General features: G+C 58.6%; 20 protein-coding genes. 10 read left to right on the top strand and 10 right to left on the bottom strand.

Annotated elements, in window-relative coordinates:
- Positions 1 to 25: 25 nt before the first annotated feature.
- From JNM28_02225 to JNM28_02245, 5 genes are all read right to left on the bottom strand, one after another.
- Entirely contained in the window at positions 26 to 769 is a 744-nt protein-coding gene (locus JNM28_02225; protein MBL8067240.1) for a VanW family protein, read from the bottom strand.
- On the bottom strand, positions 766 to 5,430 hold the full coding sequence (locus JNM28_02230; protein MBL8067241.1) for a hypothetical protein: 4,665 nt from the start codon (positions 5,428 to 5,430) through the stop codon (positions 766 to 768). Before JNM28_02230 ends, JNM28_02225 begins: the two co-directional genes overlap by 4 nt.
- Positions 5,408 to 6,817 (bottom strand): hypothetical protein, encoded by a 1,410-nt coding sequence (locus tag JNM28_02235; GenBank protein ID MBL8067242.1) that lies wholly within the window; start codon positions 6,815 to 6,817, stop codon positions 5,408 to 5,410. Before JNM28_02235 ends, JNM28_02230 begins: the two co-directional genes overlap by 23 nt.
- A 45-nt stretch (positions 6,818 to 6,862) precedes the next feature.
- Positions 6,863 to 8,185, bottom strand: coding sequence for an O-acetylhomoserine aminocarboxypropyltransferase/cysteine synthase (locus JNM28_02240; GenBank protein ID MBL8067243.1), 1,323 nt, complete (start codon positions 8,183 to 8,185; stop codon positions 6,863 to 6,865).
- A 214-nt stretch (positions 8,186 to 8,399) separates the two neighbouring features.
- Complete coding sequence (locus tag JNM28_02245; protein ID MBL8067244.1) at positions 8,400 to 10,343, bottom strand: homocysteine S-methyltransferase family protein; 1,944 nt, start codon at positions 10,341 to 10,343, stop codon at positions 8,400 to 8,402.
- 113 nt (positions 10,344 to 10,456) lie between these two features.
- Here JNM28_02245 and JNM28_02250 point away from each other — a divergent pair, with 113 nt between their 5' ends.
- Both JNM28_02250 and JNM28_02255 read left to right on the top strand, forming a co-directional pair.
- Entirely contained in the window at positions 10,457 to 11,566 is a 1,110-nt protein-coding gene (locus JNM28_02250; GenBank protein ID MBL8067245.1) for an SLBB domain-containing protein, read from the top strand.
- Between the two features lie 11 nt (positions 11,567 to 11,577).
- Positions 11,578 to 12,345 carry a D-alanyl-D-alanine carboxypeptidase family protein gene (locus tag JNM28_02255; GenBank protein MBL8067246.1) on the top strand — a complete coding sequence of 256 codons (768 nt, stop codon included), beginning with the start codon at positions 11,578 to 11,580 and terminating at the stop codon, positions 12,343 to 12,345.
- Here JNM28_02255 and JNM28_02260 read toward each other — a convergent pair.
- Together JNM28_02260 and JNM28_02265 are read right to left on the bottom strand one after the other, a co-directional pair.
- Positions 12,278 to 14,638: a hypothetical protein gene (locus JNM28_02260; GenBank protein ID MBL8067247.1), complete on the bottom strand. Its 2,361-nt coding sequence runs from the start codon at positions 14,636 to 14,638 to the stop codon at positions 12,278 to 12,280. The genes JNM28_02255 and JNM28_02260 overlap by 68 nt on opposite strands.
- Positions 14,639 to 14,688: 50 nt before the next feature.
- A complete protein-coding gene (locus JNM28_02265) occupies positions 14,689 to 15,240 on the bottom strand; it encodes a hypothetical protein (protein MBL8067248.1) in 552 nt (183 codons plus the stop codon).
- A 60-nt stretch (positions 15,241 to 15,300) separates the two neighbouring features.
- Here JNM28_02265 and JNM28_02270 point away from each other — a divergent pair, with 60 nt between their 5' ends.
- A complete protein-coding gene (locus JNM28_02270) occupies positions 15,301 to 16,395 on the top strand; it encodes a BMP family ABC transporter substrate-binding protein (protein MBL8067249.1) in 1,095 nt (364 codons plus the stop codon).
- Between the two features lie 97 nt (positions 16,396 to 16,492).
- Here the strand turns inward: JNM28_02270 and JNM28_02275 are convergent, their stop codons facing one another.
- Complete coding sequence (locus JNM28_02275; GenBank protein ID MBL8067250.1) at positions 16,493 to 17,215, bottom strand: DUF4424 family protein; 723 nt, start codon at positions 17,213 to 17,215, stop codon at positions 16,493 to 16,495.
- 51 nt (positions 17,216 to 17,266) lie between these two features.
- On the opposite strand from JNM28_02275, the gene JNM28_02280 reads away from it, so the two are divergent.
- From JNM28_02280 to JNM28_02310, 7 genes are all read left to right on the top strand, one after another.
- Positions 17,267 to 17,884 carry a GNAT family N-acetyltransferase gene (locus JNM28_02280; GenBank protein ID MBL8067251.1) on the top strand — a complete coding sequence of 206 codons (618 nt, stop codon included), beginning with the start codon at positions 17,267 to 17,269 and terminating at the stop codon, positions 17,882 to 17,884.
- A 147-nt stretch (positions 17,885 to 18,031) separates the two neighbouring features.
- The gene (gene rpsB / locus JNM28_02285) at positions 18,032 to 18,982 is read left to right on the top strand and encodes a 30S ribosomal protein S2 (protein MBL8067252.1); all 951 of its coding nucleotides are present in this window, start codon (positions 18,032 to 18,034) and stop codon (positions 18,980 to 18,982) included.
- The gene (gene tsf / locus JNM28_02290) at positions 18,983 to 19,822 is read left to right on the top strand and encodes a translation elongation factor Ts (GenBank protein MBL8067253.1); all 840 of its coding nucleotides are present in this window, start codon (positions 18,983 to 18,985) and stop codon (positions 19,820 to 19,822) included.
- Between the two features lie 6 nt (positions 19,823 to 19,828).
- The gene (locus JNM28_02295; protein ID MBL8067254.1) at positions 19,829 to 20,566 is read left to right on the top strand and encodes a UMP kinase; all 738 of its coding nucleotides are present in this window, start codon (positions 19,829 to 19,831) and stop codon (positions 20,564 to 20,566) included.
- Positions 20,563 to 21,117 carry a ribosome recycling factor gene (frr, locus tag JNM28_02300; GenBank protein ID MBL8067255.1) on the top strand — a complete coding sequence of 185 codons (555 nt, stop codon included), beginning with the start codon at positions 20,563 to 20,565 and terminating at the stop codon, positions 21,115 to 21,117. The genes JNM28_02295 and frr overlap by 4 nt, the downstream gene beginning before the upstream one ends.
- A 115-nt stretch (positions 21,118 to 21,232) precedes the next feature.
- Positions 21,233 to 21,895, top strand: coding sequence for a di-trans,poly-cis-decaprenylcistransferase (gene uppS / locus JNM28_02305; protein MBL8067256.1), 663 nt, complete (start codon positions 21,233 to 21,235; stop codon positions 21,893 to 21,895).
- Between the two features lie 112 nt (positions 21,896 to 22,007).
- The gene (locus tag JNM28_02310; protein MBL8067257.1) at positions 22,008 to 22,850 is read left to right on the top strand and encodes a hypothetical protein; all 843 of its coding nucleotides are present in this window, start codon (positions 22,008 to 22,010) and stop codon (positions 22,848 to 22,850) included.
- On the opposite strand, the gene JNM28_02315 is transcribed toward JNM28_02310, so the two are convergent.
- Complete coding sequence (locus JNM28_02315; GenBank protein MBL8067258.1) at positions 22,847 to 24,115, bottom strand: DUF1385 domain-containing protein; 1,269 nt, start codon at positions 24,113 to 24,115, stop codon at positions 22,847 to 22,849. The genes JNM28_02310 and JNM28_02315 overlap by 4 nt on opposite strands.
- Before the next feature lie 69 nt (positions 24,116 to 24,184).
- Positions 24,185 to 25,579, bottom strand: coding sequence for an Nramp family divalent metal transporter (locus JNM28_02320; protein ID MBL8067259.1), 1,395 nt, complete (start codon positions 25,577 to 25,579; stop codon positions 24,185 to 24,187).
- Positions 25,580 to 25,597 lie beyond the last annotated feature (18 nt).

Here is a 25,597-nt window from a genome sequence, read left to right on the forward strand (position 1 = left end):
TTACTGAAGCGAGACAGTTGGCAGGTTACCGATGGCTGGCACCATCGAGCACCCGATCCATCACCGGGTAGCTATCGGTGCTCAAACGCTCCACAACGCCATCCACCGAACGCCAGGTTTCGACGATGTGCCCGGTTTTCCCGGGGTTGCGCACCCACGTTCGGGGTTCTGGGCTCAGTCGGATCGTCCGGGGTTCAATGGATTCGACCGGCCGTTGCCAAACTTCGACTTTGGCGCGCTGGCCGGTTTTGGCCCAAAGCTCCGCGCGCAATTGGTCGCCGACCACCCGCACATGCATGACCACCGCCACGGGCAGCCGGTTGACGAACCGCAAGTCGATATTGGGATAGGCAACCGCCGCATCCCGGCCCGGCGAGACGTAACCCGGGGCATAAGTGTGCGGATGGCGGGACACAACCCGGAACCCGGCCAACAAGGCGGCGTTGTAAAGGGTGGTGCTTGTCTGGCACACCCCTCCCCCCCAGGCATCGATTAGTTGCCCTCCATAGCTCACCGGTGCCCGGCGAAAACCCTGGTCGCGGCTCCACGGTCCGACGGTCTTGTTGAAACTGAACTCGCCTCCGGCGGGAATGAGTGTCCCATCCAGCTTTTTGGCGCAAAGTTCTGCGTTGTGCCGTTGGGCACTCGACCGGCCATCCAGCGGCGTCACGTAACTCGCCACCAATTGGGAAGGCTCTTGGTGCCCCTGGCTGTAAAACGCGGCCCCCATAGCCGCCAAAAACGCCCCCGCCGCCAGGTAGCGGATCACGGCTTGACCTCCACCCGGTTTTGGCCTGTCGAAGCCGAAACGTCACGAAGATACATCGGGAAGGCCCGAGCCGGCAAGGCATTGCACAGCCCCGGTGCCTCGGCCCGAACCGCGTATTCGATGGTGTGCTGCCCTTTGGGCAAGTTCCAAATGAAGAAGGCCGCCCGGTCGTCGCCAAAGGTGCTGTTGCTCCACCAGTTCGTCCAATCGTAGCCCGATTCCGGCTCGTCGGCATCCACGATACGGCAGTTGCTCGGAACCGGATCCTCGATGGCGACGTAATCCAGGTCGGTATCGGTAGTCAGAGTCAATCGGCACCGGAACACTTGCCCGGAGCGGTAACTTTCACTCGTGCGTTTGGAGGGCAAGAGCCGTTGGCTCCCATCTTCCAACTTGGTGACTTCCATCGGCACGTAAGACCGTTGGATGCGGAAACCGGGCGGGTTGCTGACCGGCTGGCTGGTTTGTGTGTAGACATCCTGGTCAAGTTCCACTGCAAACGGGGCCGCCCCGGCACCTTCATAGACGATCTCGACTTTGTTCTCGCCCGATTTGAGCGCGGCAAATGGAACGGATACCGTTTTGGCTGCCCCGGAAGCCTCCATGCTGATGGATCCGGCCTCTTCCCCATTGACAAGCACCTTGGCAGTCCCGGATGCGGGTTCAAACCCTTTGGCCCGGACATAGGTGACACTCGCCTTGAGGGCCTCCGATGTGCGCCAGGTATCTCCCCAACCATGGGGATCCCGTGAAGCCATCAAATGGGACACAAGCTTTTCGGCGAGCCCGGATTCAGGTTCCCACGCCAAAGCCAATTCGATACCTGCGGAATCGAGCAGCGGATCGGCGAAACCTGCCGTTTCGGATGTTTGAGTTGCCGCTTTCTTCAACTTGGCCCAAGCCGCCGCGCCCTTTGCCGCCGGATCGGGATCGGCAGCGCCAAGGCGCCGAAGAGATGTCCAGCCTTCGGCGACATCGGCCAATTCCCGGTCAGTGAGCTTGTCTAATGGCCCATCCAGGATCTTCCTGATCTCCGGGGCATCTTGCCATTTTGCGGCTGCTGCAGCCAGCGAGAGCCACCGCCCGCGCACGCCCTCCTTTGAAAGATCCACTTCTGCCATGGCCTTGCGGGCCCCGTCCAAAGTCTGGGCCGCTAAATCGTCGCCGTCGTGCACACCCGCTGCGCTGATGCGGTAAAGGCCATCCAAGACTAACGCGGTCATTTCGGGATCCACTTGGTCGTAGGCAAACCATCCGAACGTGCCGTTGTCGTTTTGCAGCGCCCGCAATCGCTCGAAGCCGATGCGTGTCGCCTCATTGATCTTGGCGTCCATAGCCGGGTGCGGCTGGTTGGTTTCCCGCCAATACTGCCGAACCAAAACCGCCGGTACAAACCGGCTCATGGTCTGTTCGACGCATCCATAGGGGTAATCGATGAGGCCCGTCAGAACAGGCTCCATCGCGGCGAAATACGAGGGGGCAACCGTTAGCGTCAGACTCCCGCCCACCGCTTTCTGATCCAGGGAAAACTCCCGGACAAACGGTTTTCCTGCCGTTAGAGACCCCGTGGCATACTCTCGCCGGGATTCCGTCCGCGGACGGGTTGAAACCTTCATCTCAACCCCATCGGAAAACGACCCCGAACGGGCAACCATGCGCAGGGTTGCCGTCCCTGGCATGCCGGCCGCCACCATCCGGCGGACGACGCCGCGCGTCCGCGCGGCAACCTTTACCGTGCCCCGGGATTCGCCATCAATCTTCAATCCGCTGGCCGTCAACTCATAGGCCACAGCCATGTCCGAATCGGTCGCGTTCGTCACCGTGAAGGCGACCTCTTGCCGGTCGTCTTGGGTCAGAAACTGCGGCAAAGACATGCGCAGCATCAGTTCTTTGCGGGCAACCACATGCGCAACCCCTTTGCCGAACCGCGTGTCTTTGGAAAGGGCCGAAGCCGTGACCCGCCAATCCGTCAGGTTGTCGGGAAGTTTGACCGACACTGTCGCATGTCCGGAAGCATCCGTGTGGAGTCCCCCTTGCCAAAATGCAGTGTCGGCAAAGTCTTTGCGGATCGTCACTTCCGCCCCGCCTTTGTCTTCCCCATCCAGGTATGCCGCAGGGAACGAATATTCTGTCGAAACATTGGACCACCGCTCGGGATAGAACGACTCAATCCCGTTCTCCGAGTCTTCCCGGAGTTGGTAGATTCCTTCGTCCACTGCACGCAAAGCCACATCGGCAGCAACCGCTTTGCCATCTCGGCCTTTGGTTTCCACGGTCAGGTTGACGGTTTCCCCTGGATGGACTTCCTTTCTATCGGGAGTGACGGTCACCACAAGGTCCCGGTCTTCCAAGCCGACCTTGGCCGGACGGGAAACGGTGTCAAAGCTCTTGCCGGCCACCTGGCACACCGAGACCGAAAAATTAGGGGCATAGTCCGCGGTGATCGGGATTTGGATGATGGCCTCGTTGCCTTTGAATTCGATGACTTGGCTGCTGAGAATCCCTTCACCTTCAGTCGTTAGCCAAGCGCAGCTTCCTGGCGTGTCGGTTTGAACCACGACTTGGGCGATGTCGCCGATCTGGTACTGCCGTTTGTCCAATGTGGCGGTCAAGCCGCTCTTAGCATCGAATTCCGAGCCGCCGGCCACCCAGAGATAGGCCTCTGTTTTCACGAGGTTGCCTCGCGAATCCCTGGCGGTCACCTCCGCTTTGTAGCTGCCCGATTTCTTGGGCGAGAACGTGACCATCGCCGATTTGTTTGCCAAAGCGACTTCCTGCTTCGCCTCTTCAACAAATTTGAAACCCCGCTCACCAAAAACCTCGCGGCCGAACTTCACTTCGACGCTCGCCGGTGTTTCGGCTTTGGCGGTTCCGGCCGATTGCAACTCCAGGGTCACCGACTGGCCCGGGTTTGCCACGTACTTTTGGAAATCTGCCCGGACGTCGAACTCCCCTCGGTAGGCCACGGCCTTGCCATCGGCCGAAAAATAACGACCGCCTTCATCCGAAACGCTTGCTTCCAGGCGGAAGGATGTGTCGGAGAAATCCGCATACTTCTGTTCCCCGGCCACGCGGCCGGTATCGACCCGCACCGTCGCTTCCCCGTTCGCGTCGGTGACGACCTCGTATTGCCGGTTGAACTCCAATCCGTAATCGTCGCTCCAATCCGAGTAGTAATCGTCTTCAAAGGGGGAGGATGCGTATTGATAGCCCGAATACAGGTCAGCGTTGACTTTGGCACCGACGACGGGCTCCCCGGTCAGGCTGGTGCACCGGATTGTGAATTTAAGTTCGTCGCCACGGACGACCTTTTCGGCGCTGGGCGCGACCTCGATTTCAAACTGGGGTTTGCGGTAACTCGCAAGACCGATATAGCCGTATAGGCTCTGTTTTCCAAGCGTGACCTCAACCCCGTATTCGCCTTGCAGCTCCTCTTTGGATAGAGGCACATCGCCCTGGATCGCCCCCCAATCGTCGACTTTGGCCGTGAACCGCTTGATTTCGTCCCCATCTGTGTTGGTGATGCTCACCGTGGCAGTTTCACCCGCGGGGATCGAGTACGACCCCGGATCGCCGCGCCGCAAAGCCGCTTTGAAATGGGCGGTATCGCCAGGGCGGTAAAGCGGTCGGTCGGTCACCAAATGCATGGCGACCGGCTCGCCGTCCGTATAGGGTTTATAAAACCAAGTGTAGGCATGGGATTCTCCATGCCGGGCCGAAACCAATGTCATCCGTTCGTCCCCTTGGATGGGGTTGAACTTGGCCCGCCCGTCCGGCCCAGACTTGCCGACATCCACCCGTTTGCCGTTCCGCGTGAGCGCAAGATCTGCCCCAGCAACCGGCTTGCCCGATTCGATATCGCAAACAAACGCCTCGCCATGCTTCGGGTCGGTCTTGGTCACCAAGGCGATGTCGGTCACGGTGACCCAAGCAAATTGCGATTCCTTCCCAACCGACACTTGGATGAGGAAAACCCCATAGCCCAAACCGTCCAGGGTGCTTTCATGGACATATGCCCCTTCGATATCTTTGGTCTTGAGCTCTTCGGTCTGCTCGATTGCCGGTTCAAACGACGCCAGCGTTTGGGGGTCTTTTCGGTTGCGGCCGCTTGTGATCCCGTAGAAAAGGTCAGTCAGGCTTTGATTGTCCGAAAATGACTCTTCTTTGACTTTGAGGACTCGTAGGGTGAGGGTGGCGGCCTCCGTTATGCCATCAGCCCGGACTTTGACCGGCTCGCCGGGACGGAAAACACGGGATCCCGCGTTGATGGAGAGTTGGTCCGGGCTCCTTGGGGCCGACCAGTCGAAGTGCTGGGTCTTGCCTTCTTCAACCTTGACCGGGGCGCCGGGGATCTCGTGCGCTTTGCCATAAACGCGGACAACATAGCTCCCAGTCGGAAGCCCTCGGTAAGCAAAATCACCGGCACTGTCGGTTTCGGTGTAAAAAATCGTCCCGCCTTCCGGCCCATCTTGCGTTTTGCGCTCGATGATCACATCAGCATGCGGGAGACCAACCCCCTCCTTACCCATTTGGACGTGCCCGGTGATTCCGCCCACGGGGACTTCCGCCGTCACCCCCACACTGAATAGGCCGACGGCGCAGGCCACCGCCAAAACAATGCTGGCGACGCCGCCCGGTTTAAGCCAATTCAGCGGCTTCAACTGGAACCTCCGATTCCCGGTCGGTCAAAAACAAGACCGTGACAATGGTCAACGCCGCCAAGCCCGCAGAAGCCCAAACAAAAAGTGACATCTTTTCGTCCCTTGTCATTTCAAACGTTTCGCTGGCCTTGGCGTAACTCAAACCCACAAGCCCGCAAAGGCCGGCAAAGGCGGGCAAACCGCCCGCTGATTTCTTCCCCGCCACCCCAGCCATCCAGGTGCCCAATCCGAGGCCCACAATCAAACCCACGCCGCCTTTCACGCCAAAAAACTGCAACCCCACAACCGTCGCCCCTGCCGCCATCAGCGAAAGCACCCCAAAGCGGGCCCAGTTCCTTATCCCTGACTGCTCCGACAACCTGGGCATCCCCAGCAACAGCACCATCAAACCCGCCCCGATCATCAGGCCGACCATCCCATAGTGCTGGGCAATATCAAAGGCCCTCGTGGTCTCGGGATACTCAAGTCGGAACATCCGATAGAACGCCAACGCGGCCAAAGGCGCGACCGTCGATGCCAGATCGGCGCGGCCCAGAAGCAAGTAGCACGCAACCCCCGTTAAGCCGGCCATCCCCAGACCAAATGTGCCATCTTGGGCAAAAGCCAAGGTCGCCACACCCATCCAGATCAGACCGCCTAATACAACCTGGTTCCCGCGGCGAGAGCCCCCTCCCCCGCCCGACATCCAGCAAACCACGAAAGCCGCCGCCGCTGAAGCGAAAACCGTCACCGGAAGAGTTGAATCGTCACCGCCCCACTTGCCGATGAAGAAGGCGGCCGCTGTCACCAAGATGGAAGCAAGGCCACCGGTCAACAAAGTGCCCGCCCCCTGCTTTCCGCGCCTCAAAAGCACCGCGAGGATTGCCGACGCCACAACCGCAGTCGCCAACAAGGTGCCGGCCATATGTGGCGTTTTGCCAAAGCCCTCGGGCGTCCAGTAATCGGCTAACTTGGTCAGGGCCGCCGTCGCCGCAAAAGCCGTTCCCCCGGCGCTGTTGCCACCCCACGCCACTGCCGCGCCAACCCACCCGGCGGCAAGGAAAACAAAAAACACTGGATTGAGCAACATCCCCGACACATCAGAGGCTCCAGAACTTGCAGCAAGGGATTGGGCCGCCAAAGCCCCGCAAGCCGCAAGGCCATAAACAGAATCTGGCCGCCACCAATGAAGGGCCAAGCAGAGGGCGATGCCCCCGAACAGCAATGGGGGAACAGAGGACAAGTCGGCCCCCAACCCCTGCTTGGCAGCCAACACCAGAACCCCCAACCCGACCAACGCCACGGCCGGAACCGGCCACTTGCCCCGGGAACCAGGAGCGTCCCCGGCTTCAAGCCACCCGCACAACAACGCGGCGACCGCAAAAACAACCCAAAAGGCCCCGTCCATCAATGCATTCAGACGCGTGGACGGGGCTGTTGGGACCGATTGTTTTCAGCTTCCTTGGCTCAGGGCCAAGGCGCGATCCAAATCGGCAATCAGATCCTCGACATTTTCGATCCCGACACTCAACCGGATGAAATCCGAGGTGACTCCGGTCGAAAGCTGTTCTTCCGGGTTAAGTTGCTGGTGTGTGGTACTCGCCGGGTGGATCACCAGCGATTTGGCGTCGCCAATGTTGGCCAACAAGCTAAAGACCTCAAGGGAATCAATGAACTTCTTAGCCGGCTCATACCCCCCTTTGACCCCGAATCCCAAAACCGCCCCGAACTTTCCGCGGGCGTGGTACTTCTTGGCCAGTTCGTGACCAGGGTTGGTTGGTAAGCCCGGGTAGTTCACCCAACTGACAGCCGGATGGGTAGCCAAGAACTCCGCAACCCTTTGGGCGTTTTCCGAGTGACGATCCATGCGCAGGTGCAAAGTCTCGATCCCTTGCAAAATCAGGAATGCATTGAATGGCGAGATGCATTGGCCTTGGTCACGCAGGCCCTGCAAGCGGGCCTTGATTGCAAAGGCGACGTTCCCGAGTCCCGGAAAATCGCCAAACACCTCCCATAGCTTCAGCCCGTGGTAGCTGGGATCCGGCTCCGTGAAGTTGGCAAATCGCCCTTGGCCCCAATCGAATTTCCCGGAATCAACTGCAATCCCCCCGATGCTGGTGCCGTGGCCGCCCATGAACTTGGTCAGAGATTCGACCACAATCGCCGCACCGAAGTCGAAGGGACGCACCAGATAGGATGTCGGCAAGGTGTTGTCCACCATGAGCGGGATTCCCTCGGCCAAACCGATCTTTGCCACTTCTTCAATCGGGAACTGGTCGACTTTCGGGTTTCCCACGGTTTCGCCGTAGAACAATTTGGTTCGCTCGTTGATGTGGGCTTTGAAGCTCTCGGGGTCGCTGGAGTCAACAAAGTGGACTTTGACTCCGAGCTTTGGCAAGGTGTAGTGCAGCAAGTTATAGGTGCCGCCATAAAGGCTGCTGCCGGAAATCACCTCGTCGCCAGCTTCTACAACCGTGGTGATGGCCAAAGTCTGCGCGGCTTGGCCGCTTGCTGCCGCAACCGCCATTGAGCCTCCATGCAATGCGGCAACTCGGCGCTCCAAAACGTCGGTGGTCGGATTCATGAGGCGGGTGTAGATGTTGCCGAATTCTTCCAGACCAAAAAGCCGCGCCGCGTGGTCGGTGTTGTCGAACAGATAGCTTGTCGTCTGATAGATGGGCACAGCGCGGGCCTTTGTCGCGGGATCGCCATCAAACCCCGCGTGGAGGGCCAGGGTTTCAAACTGGGGTTCGGTCTTGGAGGTCGTTGTCGCCATTCCTCAAGGTTATCAAGATTTCTTTCTCATCATTAGGTATTTCCCTCTTGATGTGGCTATTCTCCTAATTGTATTATTTTTCAGCTCAGACTTGATTCCATTTTCTTTGGCTTGATCGGTTGTCTCAAAAGAACCGCGCGCGGCGGGTTGGGACTACTTGTCTCGGGGATCCCCACGACTCAGGCGTTATGGGTGTGCCTTGAAAATCGCGTCCTCAAGCAGTTTCGGCATAGCGGCGCCGGTCAAAGACCAAATCGCCGGCTATTTGCCAAACCTCAGGATCGATGCGGCCTTCCGGCAAGATCTTGCTGAAGTGGACGATCGCCGCTGTCAAACCCGCTTCTTGAGCATAGTGCAAGAACACCGAGTTCAAGATGACCCGGGCGGCCGGCTTAAGGCCGAAGCTCACATTGCTCACGCCGAGGATCGAATTGACGAGGGGGTGCCGCCGCTTGATTTCGGCGATCGCCCGGATCGTCTCGACGGCCGAATTGCGGAACTCTTCGTCGCCCGACCCGAGCGTGAACGTCAGGCAATCCAGGAACACATCCTGGTCGGGCAGCCCGAATTCGCGGGTCCTCTCAAGAATCCGCTCGGCGACGGCAACCTTGTCCTCGCACGATTTGGCCATGCCACGCTCGTCGATTGTGAGGGCGACGACGGCGGCCCCATACCTTTTGCACATCCCCAACACTTTCCGTGTTCGCGCCTCCCCATCCTCAAAATTGATCGAATTGACGATCGGTTTGCCCGCTAGGGTTTGCAGTGCGGTTTCGATGACCGGGGCCTCAGTGGAATCCACCATCACCGGAACCGTTATGTGCTGGTTATACGCCCGCAACAGTGTTTGCATATCCTGTTGCTCGTTGCGGCCGACGTAGGCCGTGCAGACGTCGATCACGTGAGAGCCCTCGCCTTCAAGTTCACGGGCCAATTCGGTCAATCCATCCCAGTTCTCGGCGGCAAGCATGTCGCGAAACGCCTTGCTGCCATTGGCATTCGTCCGTTCGCCGACGATCAAAATGCTGCTGTCTTGTTTGTAAGGCACGAATTCGTAAAGGCTTGAAACCCCCTGGAGTTTGATTGCCGCCTGCTGTTCGGCTGTGCGGAGGCGGAAGTCGAACCCTGGGAACTGGCTTTGGACTCTTGCCCAGTGGCCAGAACGATGCGGCCGGCCTTTCACCCGTCCGGCAACCTGCCGGATGTGCTCGGGGGTGGTTCCACAGCATCCGCCGACCAAGGCGGCCCCGCTTTCTTCAACAAACCGCTCGTGGGCCGCCGCGAGTTCCTCCGGAGTCAACTTGTAAACCGCCTGGCCGTGTTCCATCACGGGGAGACCCGCATTGGGCTGGATCGAAAGCGGCCGGGTCGAGTTTTCGCCGAGGAATTTGACAAAGGGTGCCATTTCGGCGGGCCCGGTGGCGCAGTTCATCCCCACCGCGACGACTTCCGGAAAGCACTCAACCATGTTTAAGGCTGCGGCGATGTCGCTGCCCACCAACATCGTGCCGGTTTGCTCCATCGTCACTTGCACAATAATTGGCACGGCCTTGCCAACCGCCTCCATGGCGTCACGGCAAGCGATAATGCCCGCCTTGACCATTAATAGGTCTTGCAAGGTTTCAAGCAGCAAGACGTCCACGCCGCCATCAAGAAGCCCACGGGCCGAGTCGGTGTATGTTTCCAACAGCGTGGCCCAGTCGGTTTGGCCCAGACTGATGAGCTTTGTCCCCGGCCCCATGCCCCCAGCGACAAACTTCGGGTCGGTTGCCGTGGCGCACGAATCCGCCGCCGCCCGGGCAATCCGGGCGGAAGCAAGGCTTGTTTCATAGACCAGTTCCGGAATCCCGTATTCACCCAAAACAATGGAAGTCGAACCAAAGCTGTTCGTCTCGACAATATCGCTCCCGGCTTCGAAATACTGGCGGTGGATATCTTCCACGACATCGGGGCGCGTGAAATTCAAAATCTCATTGCATCCCTCTAGGAATTCGCCACCAAGACGCCCCGCCGCACGCCGGACAGCTTCGGGCAAGTGGCTGCAATCCTGCAAAGTAAAAGCCTCCGGCCCCAATCCCAATTTCTGGAATTCCGTCCCAGTTGCCCCGTCAAAAACGACGACGCCTTGGGCAAGACGGGCGAGGAATGCACTTTCCACCTCTTGATTATTGCGCCGTTTGCCCCTTGGCCCCATCGACGCGATAATTTCAAGCCGAGCGCAACGTCCGGATATCCAGAACCATGTCAGGTTTGCGGTTATGGAAAGTTTTGATGCTGATCCTGTGTGCGGTCGGCATTGCCTTCGGTCAGGCCCCCGTCATCAAGCCGGGCGACACCGTCCAGTTGATCGCCCTTGAAGAGGGATCCATCAACCGTGACTACAAAGTCACCGCCGATGGGCTGATCCTCGTCGATTTCCTTGGGGCCGTCAAAGTGGCCGGGCTTACCGAAGAGCAAGCAGCGGCGAAAATCTCCAAGCAACTGGTCGATGAAAAAATTGTGAAAGTGGCCACCGTCCGGGTCAAAATAGTCAACCCGCAAGCTCGCATGGTCAAATTCACCGGAGCGGTCAAGGTTCCCGCCGAGACCCCATGGCGGGAAGGACTCAAGCTCTCCGACATCATTCGACTGGCCGAAACCCTGCCCGAAACCGACCTCGCGAAAATCCAGGTCAAGTCAGAATCTGGCGAGATTCAGATTGCCGACACAACCAAAGGAGAGGATCCAGTTTTGAAGCCCGGGGACGAAGTCACCTTCTTCACCAAGTCGGCACAGCCGCAAGATCCAATCAACCCGCCAGTGAACCCCCCGGTCAAGGCTGGGCAAGTCACGGCAGAAGGCTCAGTTGTCTTACCTGGAACCTATGACATCTCCCCCAATCTCACCGTCGGCGAATTTCTCGTCCGTTGCGGGGGATTCACCGCCACGGCCGACCTGCAGAGCGTCACATTGGAACGGGGCGGGGCAAAACGGACTCTGACGCTGCCCGCCGACCGAGAATTTCCGCTACTCGCCGGCGACATTGTGCGGGTGGGGGAAAGGCGCCGGCCAAAAATGTTCGTTATCCTCGACGGAGCCGTCAGGAATCCAGGCCGGTATGAAATAGAAGAGGGGGCGAAGCTGAGCGAGGTCATCCAACTTGCCGGAGGGTTCACCCAATCGGCCCGCACAAACCGGATCAGGATCTTTTCGACGGGCAACGAGAAACCAAGGGAAATCAATTACGATGATATCCTTTTGGGGTACCGGGGTGACCAAGAACTCAAACCCGGACAAACCATCGAAGTTCCGGGAGCTGCCCTCCAAGAAGGACTGCATATCGACCAGAAGACCCGGCGGATCGCCGGGGCCATCGCCTTGCTGTTCTTGTTTGCGCCATAGTCAAGGCACCGATGCCGTGGGACAGGACGAAGGGCAGGCCCGAACCGATCAGGGCCCTGAACCGGATCAAAGAATCCGAGAACGGAGAGCCCCTCGTCCATTTGGCTTCCGGATCGCCAAGTGTCCGCATTGCCAGGCCGACAGTGATCCCCTATCTCCGACAGACCGTGGCCGAGATGTTGGAAACGGCCGCCCGGCGGCTCCCCCCTGGCTACCACCTGGGCGTGGTGGACGCATGGCGCCCCTTTGACCGGCAAGTCAAGATTTACAAGTGGCTTTGGGAATCATTGGAAAAAGCCCGGCCAGACCTGCCCTATGCTTCCAAACGGCGAATTGTGAACCGGTTTGTCGCCCCGGTCGACCAACCTGCCCCCCCGGGGCACACCACCGGCGCGGCGGTCGACGTCTGGCTTTTCGACCCTGACAACGTGGAAGTTGACGTCACCTCGCCATTCGAGAGGTTGGCGGGGGCGCCGACTTACGTCTTTGGCCTGGAAGCCCGTGCCCACCAGAACCGAATGATTCTTGTTGAAGCGATGCTTTCCGCCGGGTTCAGCAATTGCCGTGACGAATGGTGGCACTATAGCTATGGCGATGCTGGCTGGGCCGTCCGCATGGACCTCCAAGAGTGCTTCTATGGGCGGATCGACCTCGATCCCGGGATCTATGCCGAGAACGAGGCCGAATGGAACGAAAAGCTTCTGAGCCGGGTCAACCCGTTTTTGCAGGAGGGCGCGCCTGCTGCAAGGCGGCCCAAACCCAATCGGTCGGCGGGTTAGGCCCGTTGGGGCGGAAATCTTCCGGCGCCACCATCAACAGGTCGATCTGGCAATCGATCGGCTCATCGGCTTGGGCCCTCAAAAACATCTGGGTTTGCCCAGCCGGAAGCTGGATCTCCCCACATTTGTACCAACCGAATCCCGCGCCGTAGTAGCTCACCGGATGAGGTTGTAAGGTCAGCTCTTGTCCCGCCACCGTGACTTTCAAAGCTCGGCGCGCCACGTCGTCCAGCCGAGCGGCAATCCAGACGGAATGCGTGTCGCCCAAACGATTCCGCACCGTGTATTGAGCCGTGTAGGGCACGACGCTGCGGATTTTGGGGCTGAGTGAGAGCACTTTGCCGCTGGAGCATCCCGAGATTTCCGCGATTCCGCTGAAGTTGGTGCGCTCCGGCGATTCGGCCTCAAGCCAGTTGTAAGGCGAAGCCAAAATCGCCATGCGGCGGAATTGCTCGCGCACCGCCAAGTAGGAACCTAAGGGGCTCCGGTCAAATGAACCGCCTGCCCGCTGCAGATTCAAATACTCGGTGCCGCTGAGATCCACCAACTTCCCAAAGGTGTCGATCAGATAAGCACAGGCCAACTGGGTCGCGGCAAAGGCTTCCACCGGGACAGGCATATCCGCCGACCCTTCGACGACGACCGGCGAAGTTGGGACATCCATTTCGATTTCATTGCGACGCTGCTTGATGTTCAACGGGGTCCCATCCAGGGCCCGCATGGAAGGAACGACCTCGCTCGAAAGCCGCATCTTGAGATGCTGTTGCTTGGCAACCGCCCAAAAGACGAACGTCGTCACCCCGCGGTTGACGTAGCGGTAACCCTCGAGGTTAGGGCCGATGTCCAACCTTTCCCCAGAACCAGGGGTTGGGAGCCAAACGTAACCGCCTGGCAAACGGCTGGTTACAGCCGGATTCGTCGCCGCCTCGGGGAAAAACACGGCTTGAACCGCGTTGCGGGCCAGGCTGGGCTGGTCGCGGTAGATTTCAGCGGCGGCAGCGACGCCAGCCAGGTCTTCGGCCGAATCCGCTGTAAAGAACCAACCCCGGGTGCCGAGCGGTTCCGTTTGTCGGATGGCCCGGGTCGCATCGAATCCATTCTCTCCTTTGGGGAGCTTGAGCCCGATCGCCAAGGCAGCCATGGGGTGAACCCGTCGCAGCGCACTGCTCATTGGTCGGGAGGAGACCTCCATTAGGTCGATGACCGACTCCGGCTCCCCGCCAAAGGCGATCCCATCCAAAGAGCTGCCCTTGTCCTCATAGACCCCACCCCAACCATTCCAGGTTTGGATCACCGGCCGGTGGGTTTCTTCTTTAATCGTGTCGATCAACCGGTTGATCCGGCGGGTTGCACTCCCGCGGATCACAGTTCGGATGTCTTCCCAAACAATGTCCCGGCGGGATGCGCTGCTGACCCGGTCCGTGGATAGGTTCCAAACTGAATCGACCCCGCGGCCGCCTTGCCACAGGGGCACTGTCGCCGCATAATCGGCCAGCGACATCTCCCCCGAATAGGCCAGTTGCCACGTTGCCGCCACAACTTGCGGAGTCCCATATTTTTGGCGCAGGAACGATTCGAACTCCAGCCGGAACAATTTGCTGGTGGGCACAAGGGTGTCATCAGCCTGGAATCCGGTCAACCGTTGCCCGGCTGGGTTCACCAGACCCCGGTAGCCCGGCCCCAAGGTCGAATTGTGGAGCACCGCCAGCAAGTCGTCCCGGTATTTGTCAAATCCTTCCCAAAAATCGGGCATCCGCTGGTCGTTGACCTCGGGGTAAATGACCAAAACGTGTGGCAGGTCGGTTGCCAACCGGTAGCGGAACCTGAGTTTGCCGCCCGTGATCAGTTGGGTTCCTTCGTAGCTCACCCCGCCGTTCGATTCGTTGGCCAAAAGGCAATAGGCGCGTTGGCCACCAGGGATGTCGATGTTGATGTCGATTTGGCCAGACAGCCCTGATACGCGGTAACTGGTCGGTTCGACTGCCACGACACTTGCGCTTGGGGCCAGAGTGCTGATGCCGATCAAGTACCGGAGGTGCCGCGCTTCCAGCTCCGGAACGATTCTGCGCCATGTCCCCAGATCCAAGGGGAGTTCAACATAGACATCTTGGATGCCCGCCTTTGCCGCGGCGTCGATCGATTCAATCGTCGGTTCCACTTTCACGCCGACCGGGATGTAGGGCTCGCCCCCGACTTCGAAGCACCGCTCCGGAGTGACGCGCCAATCGGCAGCTTGGGTGATGGGCGGATCCTGCAAACCCCCGAGCAAGGTCGCTAACAGAATTGAGACCACACTGGATAGGGTACCCGTGTGGCCTCAAAGTTCGTTTGGATGCGAAACGCCTACTTTTTTTTCTTTTTGCCGCCAGGGCCCAGCTCCATGCCCACATGCGGTTCGACAAAGTCGGCGCGGAACTTGATGTGCCGCTTCATTTCGCCACCAGACCGGGTTGCCCAATTGACCCGCTCAAGGGTCCAATGCCAACCGATGTCGGTGGAGGAGAACAGGAATTCCACACCTTCTTGGAGGATGTCCCCCATCAGGGTTTTCAAGTCGTTGCGATTGCCGAGAATGCGCTCGCCCGCCTTCATGGAGGGCCGGAGTTTGACCGTCAGAGTCACGGCTTCTTCCTCTGCCGCTTTAGCCTTGGCCTTTTTGGTGTCTTCCACCGTGTCTTGAACCTGGGTGACTTCCCGCGCCACGGCATTGGCCATATTGTCGTACTGGTCGCCCGTCCAGGTGTAGGATTGGTCGTCATACACCGCATCGGCCATGCGGCCAGCCTCAACCAGAGCCGTGGCCAGCAAGGCGGCGTCGGTCGGTTTCAAATCCTTGTACGCTTTGCGGATCGTGTCGAAAGTGCTTTCGGGTTTTGTGAGGTTGCAAGTGATCAAAAGGAATCATCCTGGGCGGCCCGGTGCACGGGCCAGCCATATCGTGCCATGATTCTACCTATGCGAAGCTCGACCATCGCCCGACCTTGGGCGGCATGGGCCATGACATCCCTGTTCGTGGTGGGAACCCTAGGCCTATTTGCCGGTTGCACCCCCCCTGGCGAAAAGCCCGATGACACACCTGGCAATACCCAGCCAGCCACCCAAGATGGCAAGAAGCCGGAAGGCAAACTCAAAGTCGGGATCGTCTTCGACAGCGGCGGGATCGGGGACAAATCGTTCAACGATTCGGCGTGGGCCGGCATCCAAAAGGCTGAAAAAGAGTTTGGGATCGAAGTCAGCAAGATCGAAAGTAAAGTCGAAAAGGACTACGAGCCAAACCTAACCGCCATGGCGGACGATGGCAACGACCTGGTGATCGCCGTCGGTCTGGCCCAGGGCAAAGCCCTTGAAAAAGTCGCCAAGCAATACCCCGACACCAAGTTCGCCATTGTCGACGGTTTTGTCACCGCCGATAACGTTCGGATGCTCCACTTCAGTGAGGAGCAGGGCTCCTACCTCGTCGGGTACATCGCCGGCAAAATGACCAAGACCGGCAAAGTCGGCTTCGTCGGCGGCGAGGCCCTAGACCTCATCAAGAAGTTCCAATATGGATTCCAGGCCGGAGTGAAAGCCGCCAACGCCAAAGCCGAGATCTTGCCGCCCAAATACACCGGGAGTTGGGAAAACATCGACGAGGCCAAAATCGCCGCCAACCTTCTGTTCGATAGCGGCGCCGACATCGTCTATCATGCCGCGGGCCGGGCCGGCCTTGGCGTGATCCAAGCCGCTAAGGAACGCAAAAAATTCGCCATTGGCGTCGACCGGGATCAAGACGACGAAGCCCCTGGTTTTGTCCTCACTTCAATGGTCAAAAATGTCGATGCCGCCGTCTATGAGACCATCAAAGACATGGTCGATGGCAAGTTCACCGCGGGTGAAGTTAGTTACGATGTCGCCCATGGCGGCGTCGGCATCAGTGCCTTGCGATTTACCAAAGATATGATCGGTCCCGATGTCCTTGCGGAAATCGAAGCGATCAAACAAAAAATCGCCGACGGGTCGCTCAAAGTCCCCAGCACAGAAGCCGAATATGCGGCGTTCAAGCCTGAATAGGCTTTGCACCTCTTCAACCAAGATGACCCCAGACGATGTCCGGGGTCATCTTGGTTTTCGGCACCGTACGGCAACTTCGGGTACCCCTGGCGGTTGCTCACCCGCCAGCAACAAAATTGAAGGGGCCGAGGAACGTTCCCCAGTCGGGGGAATCGCCATATTCGAATTCAGGGTGTTGCCAGTAAACGGCGATGTCGTCGGCCTCTGTCGGCTCGATCTCCGTGTAGAACCAAGCGAATTTGGTGCCGGTGACCTTGTGGGGCTTTTTAGGCAAGCCAAAGTGGGTTCCCCGCACAAACCCAGAGGTATCCACCTCGATCCTGAGTTGGCCGATCGGGCCCTTCCACGTCCGGGCCGTGTGGACGATGTATTGGAAAAACCGGCGCGGATTGGCGTCGGTCCCGTAATTGCTGGCGTATGCGTTCTTGACCGTCCGGGTCTGGCCGGGTTCGAAATCAACTTTTTTGACCCACCAGACTTTGTATCCCAAGTCGGATTCCACTGAGGGGTCATCGACTTTCTGGACCAAGACCGGAGTCGGCTTTCCATCGACCCAACTCTTAAACGATTTGAACCAAGTCTTCTGCTTGCTGTCCAAGTAGGCGTCCTGCCCTTCTTCAGGAAATCCCATGGTTACGGATTCTTTCTTCCCCGTATTCCTGAACTTGTAAACCACGGTGACTTCGCACGACGGCACCTTAATCCGGATGTCTGCCGAAACCATCTCCACCGCCGACGTGTTGCCCATCGGCCGGGGAGTCCCGCTAACCGCCGAGAAGCTCGTGTCGTTGAGGATGAGGGCCAAGGCGAAGCTCGTCATGGTGCCTATTGTACGACGTGCGGGCGTGGGCCGGCGATATGCTTCTGCACCGTGGAATTGTTCGAACCCCGTGTGCTCAACCTGGAAATGGAAGGAGTCCGCATCGAACCGCTCACTGCCGATCATGCCCGGGAGTTTCGTTCGGCCTTGCAGGAAGACCCTGACACCATGCAGTTCTTCACCGAATTTCCGGCCAGTTTGGAACCGGGCGACATCTCGGAATTCATCGGGCGACGAACCCGGCCGGGGTTCTTGGCCCACGCCATTTATGCCGATGGCGTGTTCGCCGGCTCCTCAAGCTACATGGACATCCGGCCCGAGCACTATGGTCTCGAGATTGGACACACCTGGTACGCACCGCGGTACCGGCGTACCCGGCTGAACCCGGCGGTGAAATTCTTGATGATCCGGGCGGCCCTTGAGTTGTTCGGCGCGATGAGGGTTCAACTAAAAACCGGGGGCGAGAACATCCAATCTCAAAGGGCTATGCGCAACATCGGATTGACCGAAGAAGGAGTGCTCCACAACCACCTGCGGCTCCCGAGCGGTAAGTGGCGCGACACGGTGATGTTCAGCGTCACGCCCCAAACTTGGCCCCGGGTGCAAAGCCGCCTGCAGGAACTGATGGCAACCCGCCCGAATTGGCAGGCCGTCCCAGGATTGGATTAGGCTCAAACCGGTATCCTGTTGCGCGTCTGGGGAATCCCAGGCAAATTCTCACGGGATCCGCGCCCCCTGGGTCGGCTTAAACAGCCGGAAGGGGCGGCCATCGAGGCGGTTTCCCGGCGGCAAAAACCCACAAAGGAAAAGCAACATATGCCCGAACTCAGTATGAAAGACCTGCTCGAAGCAGGCGTCCACTTTGGCCACCAAACCCGGCGTTGGAACCCCAAGATGAAGCGCTATATTTACGGCGCCCGCAACGGGATCTATATCGTCGACCTCCATCAAACCATCAAGCTGTTTCAAGATGCCCTGGATTTCGTCCAAGACATCGTCAAAGATGGCGGGAGCGTCCTTTTCGTCGGCACCAAAAAGCAAGCCCAATCGGCCGTTAAAGAAGCCGCTTCCAAGTCTGGCCAATACTACGTGACCGACCGCTGGCTGGGCGGCATGCTCACCAACTGGGAAACGATCAGCCAACGCATCGTCCGGCTCAAAGAACTCGACCGGATGGAAGAAGAAGGCTACCTGGCCCGGCTCCCCAAAAAGGAAGCCTTGAAACGACGGGAAGAACGCGAAAAGCTTTCCCGCTACTTTGAAGGGATCCGCGAGATGGACCAGATGCCCAAGTGCATCTTCATCGTCGACCTGAACAAAGAATCTATCGCTGTCCAAGAAGCCCGCAAGCTCCGGATCCCGGTCGTTGCCATTGTCGACACCAACTGCGACCCGGATGACGCCGACATGGTCATCCCGGGTAACGACGACGCCATCCGCTCCATCCGGCTTGTGACCAGCAAGTTCTGCGAAGCAATTTTGGAAGTCAAGCCGATCGAAAAGGAAATCGAAGACGAGTTCTTGGCCGGGGATAGCGAGGGCGAATCACAATCCGAAGTCGATGGCGAAGACTCGGCGCCCGTCCACTTTGGCGAGGTGGAGCAAGAATTCCTGAGGTCGTTCGAAGAATCGGCCAAATCCGCTTCCAAAGCCGAAGTCGCGCCGACTGAGGCGAAAGCCGCAGAGGGAGAAGTTACCGCTGCTGCAGACGTCAAAGAGGAGGCGCCTGCCGAAGCAGCCGCCGAAACCACGGAGGAAACAAACTAAATGGCTATCACCGCACAAGATGTCAAAAAGCTGCGCGATCTTACCGATGCGCCGATGATGGATTGCAAAAACGCCCTGACCGAAGCGGACGGGGACATGGATCGCGCCAAAGAAATCCTCCGCGAGAAAGGGGCGGCCGCCGGGGCCAAAAAGGCCGGCCGAGCCACCAAGGAAGGGATTGCGAAATTCGTAGTCGCTGCTGACGGCAAGACCGCCGCAGGGATCGTCGTGGAATGCGAAACCGACTTTGTGAGCCGGAACGATGACTTCAAAGCCATGGTCGACAGCCTGGTCAACGGGATGCTCCAGGCCGGCCGCGCCGGCGGTGACGTCGTCGTTGACGGCAAGAGCGTCGATGAGCATATCGCCGATGCCGTCGGCAAAATCCGGGAGAACATCCAACTCCGCGCGTCCGAATTCGTGACGGCGGAAGGGGATGCCAAACTCGCTTCTTACAACCACCACGACGGCAAATGGGCCAGCGTCGTTGCCTATACCGGAGGCGAGGAAGCTGCCAAGCAAGTGGCCGTCCATGTCGTCGCCTTCAAGCCGTCTTTCCTTTCGCGTGACGACATTTCAAAAGATGTGATCGACAAGGAATACAACTTCCAAAAGAAGCGTGCCCTTGATGAAGGCAAGCCGGAAAACATCGCCGAAAACATTGCCCAGGGGCGGATCAACAAGGAGTTCTACCAAGAGAACGTCCTGCTTGAGCAGTTGATTTACCTGGACAACAAAACCAAGGTGAGCGACTATCTGGCGCAAAACGGCGGCGGAACCATTCTGGCTTACACTCTCCTCGCCGTCGGCCTTTCCGGCGAAGGCACCGAAGAGGACTGAACCGCCATGGGCGATGGAGTCAAATACCGCCGCGTCTTGCTTAAGATCAGCGGGGAGATGTTGGGTGGCGAGTCCGGATTTGGGCTCGACACCGCAACGTTGGACTACATTGCCCAAGAAATCAAAGCCGTCCACGCCTGTGGCGCTCAAGTCGCCGTCGTCGTCGGCGGGGGAAATTTCATCCGGGGTTCCGCGTTCAGCGAAACGGGCGGCATCAACCGCACCGTGGCTGACCACATGGGGATGATGGGAACCATCATGAACGGGCTAGCCCTGCAGAGCGCCATAGAAAAAAGCGAAATCCCAACCCGGGTGCAATCCGCCCTTGGAATCAGCGAAGTCGCCGAACCGTTCATCCGGCGCCGGGCAATCCGCCACCTCGAAAAAGGGCGAGTCGTCGTTTTTGCCGGGGGCACAGGCAACCCCTACTTCACCACCGATACCGCCGCGGTTCTCCGCGCGCTCGAAATCGATGCCGACGTGTTGCTCAAAGCCACCAAAGTCGATGGCGTCTATGACAAAGACCCCCGCAAACACGCCGATGCCACAAAGTACGACTCCCTCACATTCGACGAGGCGATCAACCAAAACCTCGCCGTCATGGATCAGACCGCCTTCACCATGTGCCGCGAGCATGGGCTGCCTCTGATTGTGCTAGATTTACTCAAACCAGGAGGAATGGCCAGGACAGTTAACGGCCAAACCGAAGGAACGCTTGTCCAAGCAGGATCAACAAAACCATGAGCGAAGTGCTGAAAGACGCCGAACACAAAATGCAGAGCGCGGTGGAAGCCACCGTCCACGATTTTGGCCGGATCCGAACCGGGCGGGCCAGCGCACAGGTTCTCGAACCGATCATGGTCGACTATTACGGCACCCCAACGCCTATCACCCAATGTGCCAACGTCAGCGTGCCCGAGCCGCGACAAATCTTGATCTCGCCCTACGACAAATCCATGACGGGTGCCATCGAACGGGCTATCCAAAACAGCGACCTTGGAATCAACCCCAACAACGATGGAACTGGGATCCGGCTCAACTTCCCCCCGATGAACGAAGAACGCCGCAAAGACCTTGTCAAAGAAGTCGCAAAACGGTCTGAAGAAGGGTGCGTCGCCATCCGGAACGTGCGGCACCATGCCCTCAACGCTCTGCGCGACCAGCAGAAAAACAAGGAAATCACCGAGGACGACCTCAAAGGGCTCGAAAAGAAACTTCAAGACCTCACCGACAAGTACGTCGCCAACACGCACGAGGCTCAAAAGAAGAAAGAAGCCGAAGTGATGGAAATCTGAGGGGTTGTATACTCCCCCACCCACCGTGGCCCAAAGTAGCCTCAACCCGGTACAAGAACGCGCCCGACAAGCCGGCATCGACTTGAACGGGCTTCCCAACCACGTTGCCATCATCATGGACGGCAATGGCCGGTTTGCCCAAGGGCAGGGTCTCAAACGGCTTTGGGGCCACCGACAAGGCTACAAAACCCTCAAGAATGTTCTCCTAACCGCCGCCCAACTCGGCATCGGCTACCTCACCGTCTACGCCTTTTCAGCCGAAAATTGGCGGCGGCCTGAAGACGAAGTGGGCGGCCTCATGACCTTGATCGAAGAAGCGGCACGTCACGAGCTTAGGGGCCTCAAGGAAAACAACGTCCGCGCCCAAGCCATCGGCCGACTCAGCGAAGTCCCCATCGGGTTAAGAAACGCTTTGAGTGAAATGCGCGAAGACACCGCCGGAAACACCGGAATCGTTTTCACGCTGGCCATCAATTATGGCGGAAGGGCCGAAATCATCGATGCGGTCAAAAGGCTTTTGGAAAACCCACCCGAAATCCTCACGGAAGAATCCCTGTCCGAGGCGCTCTACGACCCTTCCCTGCCAGACCCCGACTTGATGATCCGTACGGCTGGGGAATTAAGGTGGAGCAACTTTCTGATTTGGCAGGCCGCCTATGCTGAACTCTTCGTCACGCCCGTCACCTGGCCGGAGTTTGGAGAAGTCGAGCTGCTGGAAGCCGTTCTGCAATTCCAAAAAAGGACCCGAAAATTTGGCGGGCTCGCCGACAGCAAATAGGTTCAATCTACAACTTTTGTCCCTGGCATCCCATCGTTTTCGGCCCGATTCCCGTATCATTCGAGTAGAGGGGGTTTGAAATATGGGTGCAAGCCGCCGTTCTGGGGAGCCGATGAGCCGCCCGAAGCACAGCCGCCGAACTGCCGCAAACCTGGCGAAAGCAGGGTTGATGGCGGGGTTTGTCGCGCTGACCCCCATGCTCCGGCTGACCGCTTCGGCCGAGTCTGAAATGACCCTCCCACCGGAAGAGATCCAGGCGATTCAGTTGGCCCAATCCCAATCTGGCGGTTCCTTGCAGACGCCCCGCGGGCCCGTGAAGGAGTTTTTGCAGTCGCTCGATTACAACCGGGATGAGGCGACTGAAATTGTGACGCGCAATGCCGAGTCCATCCGGGCCGACGCCAAGCTCTACAACGTCCCCGATTGGATGATCGCCACCGTCATCTATGTCGAAACCGCCCAGGGATTACCCGGGGCCTGGCGGTGGAACGACGCCGCCAGCCGCGACCTTTTCGTCAACATCGGCCGGCCAACAAGCATGGGGGTGATGCAAGTCCGCCAAGACCCCGAAGAACTGGGGCTGGAAACCCACTGGCAACGGATGATGTTTGCCAGCGATTATGAGCAAAACGAATCCTGGCAGATTGACGACGGGGCGCGGCACCTGCAGGCCGTGCTCAACCAGCAAAACCGGCTCGGTGGGCGGGATGCCACGGCTTTTCAATGGAGCACCCACAAGCTTGCCGTGGTCGCCCATGAATACAATGTCGGACCTAGCAATTGGCGCGGCACCGAATGGGAAGAAGCGATCCCGAACGACTACGGCGAGCTCTTCAACAAATACCTCCCGACGGCTTACCGGGCGCTTTACGGCGAAGACCTTTCGGCATGGCCCTTGATGGAAGTCCCGGAGGAACTGTTGACCCCGGCAAAGTCCGAGCCGGATCGCCTTTAACCGGCTTGTGGGCTGGGCGAAACCGCTGGGACTTCCGTGTTTTCGCACACCCCAGATTCTTCGGCAGCCAAAACGGCCTTTAAACTCCGGATTGCGACTTCTACATGCTTAGCTTCAGGTTCTTCGGTGGTGATGAGCTGAGTGGCCAAGCCCGGCTTGAGCAGGATTCCAACCCACTTCTGGTCCTTCATCTTGCCCGCCGCGCGAATCACTTCGTAACTGATCCCGGCGATCACCGGCATCAGAACAAAAAGCTCTAATGTTAATCGGGTGACAACGGCGGCACCGCCCGTGACTTGGTATCCGAACAAAGTTGGGTAACGCGGGATCCAAACCGACATCAAGAACCCCAGGATGACGACGATGATCGCGAAGTTGGTGCCACAACGCGGGTGGAGACGAGTTTGCGCCAAGCAGTTGGCTTCGTTCAACTCCACATTGGCTTCAATCGCATTGATGGCCTTGTGCTCGGCCCCGTGGTACTTGAACGTATCCAAAATCGCCGGGATCCGCCTGATCAACAACAGGTAGCCCACAAACATCACAACCTTCAGCGACTCGGCCACAAAGTTCGTCCAAACCCCTTGCAGATAAGTGGCATGGCCCAATGACGAAGGCCGGTACCCGGTTACAAACTCCGCCGACCCTTCTGGTACCGCTTTGAAAAGGACAAATCCAAAACCCAGGCTAAAAACCACGGCGACACCGATGGCCAGCTTCTCGTTGGTGCTCAAGGCCCGTTTTATGGGCGCCCAGAAGAGCGTGAAAACAAGACAGATTCCGGCTGCGATAGGAACCATGATTGGAGCCAACATCTTGTTGGCGTCAAACGCCTCGCCCCGGGTCAGGCCAGCCCAAAAGGGGTAGAAGACGAACGAAAGGATGGCCAACACCAGGGTTGCAACCACCAAGTTGCGGTACTCCTTGGCCGTCGGTTTCAACATCGCTTCCGACTCTTCGCGGGCCTTGGCCCGGTCATCTTCGTGCAAATAGCGTTCGTCGAGTTGGACTTGGCTCGCAAAGTTCATTGCCCGCATGCCGAGTGCCATCGTGTCCAGCAAGGCCAGTGTTCCCCGCGAAAACGGCTTCTTGAGGAATTCGAGTTTGCCAATCCACGTCTTTTCCAGCGGTTCGGTTTTGACGATGATCTCGCCATTTGGGGCCCGGCACGCCACCGCATAAAATTTCGGCGACCGCATCATCACGCCCTCGGGCACGGCCATCCCCCCGAATTGCAAATACTCCGCCTGCGGCTCCTTCGACATGCTGTTCCAGTCTACCTACGCCCTTTAGCGCGGCCCTTGATGCCATTGTCGGCAAATGGCCCCCACATACTAACCAGAGACCGCCACCTTTGGCCGGTATCCCCAGCGAACCCAAGCGGCAAAGCCTCCGGCCGCCGCCGCACCGGCCACAACCCACGCCCAACCCACGGTTTCAACCAACAGATAAACGTTCAGACCGCCGATGATCACGGCAAGCAAATAACCCAACGACTTCACCCACGGCTTGTTGACGTGCCGGCCCATCCGCCGCCGGTCGCTGGTGACCGCCACCAACGGGAAGATGGCGAACGGGAGCTGCATTGACAGGACGACTTGCGAGACGACCAGCAGGTGGACCGTTCCCTTGCCGCCGGAAAGCAGGATCACCACGACGGCCGGGACGATCGCCAAACTGCGGGTGACAAGGCGCCGGATCCACGGCTTGACCCTGATTTTCAGGAATCCTTCCATGACGATTTGGCCCGCCAAAGTCCCGGTCACCGTCGAGGACTGCCCCGAAGCCAGCAAAGCCACCGCAAAAACTGTCGCCGAAGCCCCGCCCAAAGTTGCCCGGAGGAGTTCGTGGCCCTGCTGCAGCTCTTCCACCACCGTTCCTTTTCCATGAAAGACAGAGGCCGCCAAGATCAGGATTGCCGCATTCACAAAAAAGGCAAGGCTCAGGCTGACAACGGTGTCGATCGTGTTGAACTTGATCGCCTCATCAATCCCGCTCTCGCCGGACTCGACCTTGCGCGTTTGGACGATGCTGGAATGCAAATAGAGGTTGTGCGGCATCACCGTTGCGCCCAAAATTCCAAGCGCAATCAAAAACGCCTCGTTATCCGGCATCGACGGGACAAAGGTGCCCCGGGCAACGCCCGCCCAATCCGGCTGGGCCGCAAACATCTGGAACGCAAAGCACGCAAAGATCGTCGCCACCAAAGTGAAGATCACCGCTTCGATCTTGCGGAAGCCGTAATGCATGAATGCCAACAGGAGAAGCACGTCAAAACCGGTGATCAGAACTCCCCAAACCAGCGGGATACCGAACAGAAGGTTCAGGGCGACGGCGCTCCCGACGACCTCGGCCAAATCACAAGCCACAATGGCGATCTCGCAGAGGATCCACAAGGCGAATGCTGCCGGTTTGGCGTAGTAATCCCGGCACGCCATGGCCAAATCCTTGCCCGTCACCAACCCCAAGCGAGCACAAAGGATCTGCAGAAACTGCGCCATGAAGTTGCTGAGCAAAATCACCCACAACAGCGAGTATCCGAACTTGCTCCCACCGGCAAGATCCGTGCCCCAGTTGCCGGGATCCATGTAGCCCACGCTGACTAGCAGACCGGGCCCCGCAAAGGCAAACAACTTCCGCCACCATCCCTTTGCCTGGGGCAATGGAACCGACCGGTATGCCTCGGGCAGCGATCGGAAGGAATCTGGTAGGTCAGCCGGCTTATCCATAGCCTCGGCTATTATAGC

This window comes from Armatimonadota bacterium, assembly GCA_016789105.1.
Taxonomy (GTDB): Bacteria; Armatimonadota; Fimbriimonadia; order Fimbriimonadales; family Fimbriimonadaceae; genus UphvI-Ar2.

Bases quoted from the DNA above. Each gene is read 5' to 3' on its own strand.
- JNM28_02235 (MBL8067242.1), bottom strand. From the start codon at position 6,817: ATGGACGGGGCCTTTTGGGTTGTTTTTGCGGTCGCCGCGTTGTTGTGC.
- JNM28_02240 (MBL8067243.1), bottom strand. From the start codon at position 8,185: ATGGCGACAACGACCTCCAAGACCGAACCCCAGTTTGAAACCCTGGCC.
- JNM28_02250 (MBL8067245.1), top strand. From the start codon at position 10,457: ATGCTGATCCTGTGTGCGGTCGGCATTGCCTTCGGTCAGGCCCCCGTC.
- JNM28_02255 (MBL8067246.1), top strand. From the start codon at position 11,578: ATGCCGTGGGACAGGACGAAGGGCAGGCCCGAACCGATCAGGGCCCTG.
- JNM28_02270 (MBL8067249.1), top strand. From the start codon at position 15,301: ATGCGAAGCTCGACCATCGCCCGACCTTGGGCGGCATGGGCCATGACA.
- JNM28_02275 (MBL8067250.1), bottom strand. From the start codon at position 17,215: ATGACGAGCTTCGCCTTGGCCCTCATCCTCAACGACACGAGCTTCTCG.
- rpsB (MBL8067252.1), top strand. From the start codon at position 18,032: ATGCCCGAACTCAGTATGAAAGACCTGCTCGAAGCAGGCGTCCACTTT.
- tsf (MBL8067253.1), top strand. From the start codon at position 18,983: ATGGCTATCACCGCACAAGATGTCAAAAAGCTGCGCGATCTTACCGAT.
- JNM28_02295 (MBL8067254.1), top strand. From the start codon at position 19,829: ATGGGCGATGGAGTCAAATACCGCCGCGTCTTGCTTAAGATCAGCGGG.
- frr (MBL8067255.1), top strand. From the start codon at position 20,563: ATGAGCGAAGTGCTGAAAGACGCCGAACACAAAATGCAGAGCGCGGTG.
- uppS (MBL8067256.1), top strand. From the start codon at position 21,233: ATGGACGGCAATGGCCGGTTTGCCCAAGGGCAGGGTCTCAAACGGCTT.
- JNM28_02310 (MBL8067257.1), top strand. From the start codon at position 22,008: ATGAGCCGCCCGAAGCACAGCCGCCGAACTGCCGCAAACCTGGCGAAA.
- JNM28_02315 (MBL8067258.1), bottom strand. From the start codon at position 24,115: ATGTCGAAGGAGCCGCAGGCGGAGTATTTGCAATTCGGGGGGATGGCC.
- JNM28_02320 (MBL8067259.1), bottom strand. From the start codon at position 25,579: ATGGATAAGCCGGCTGACCTACCAGATTCCTTCCGATCGCTGCCCGAG.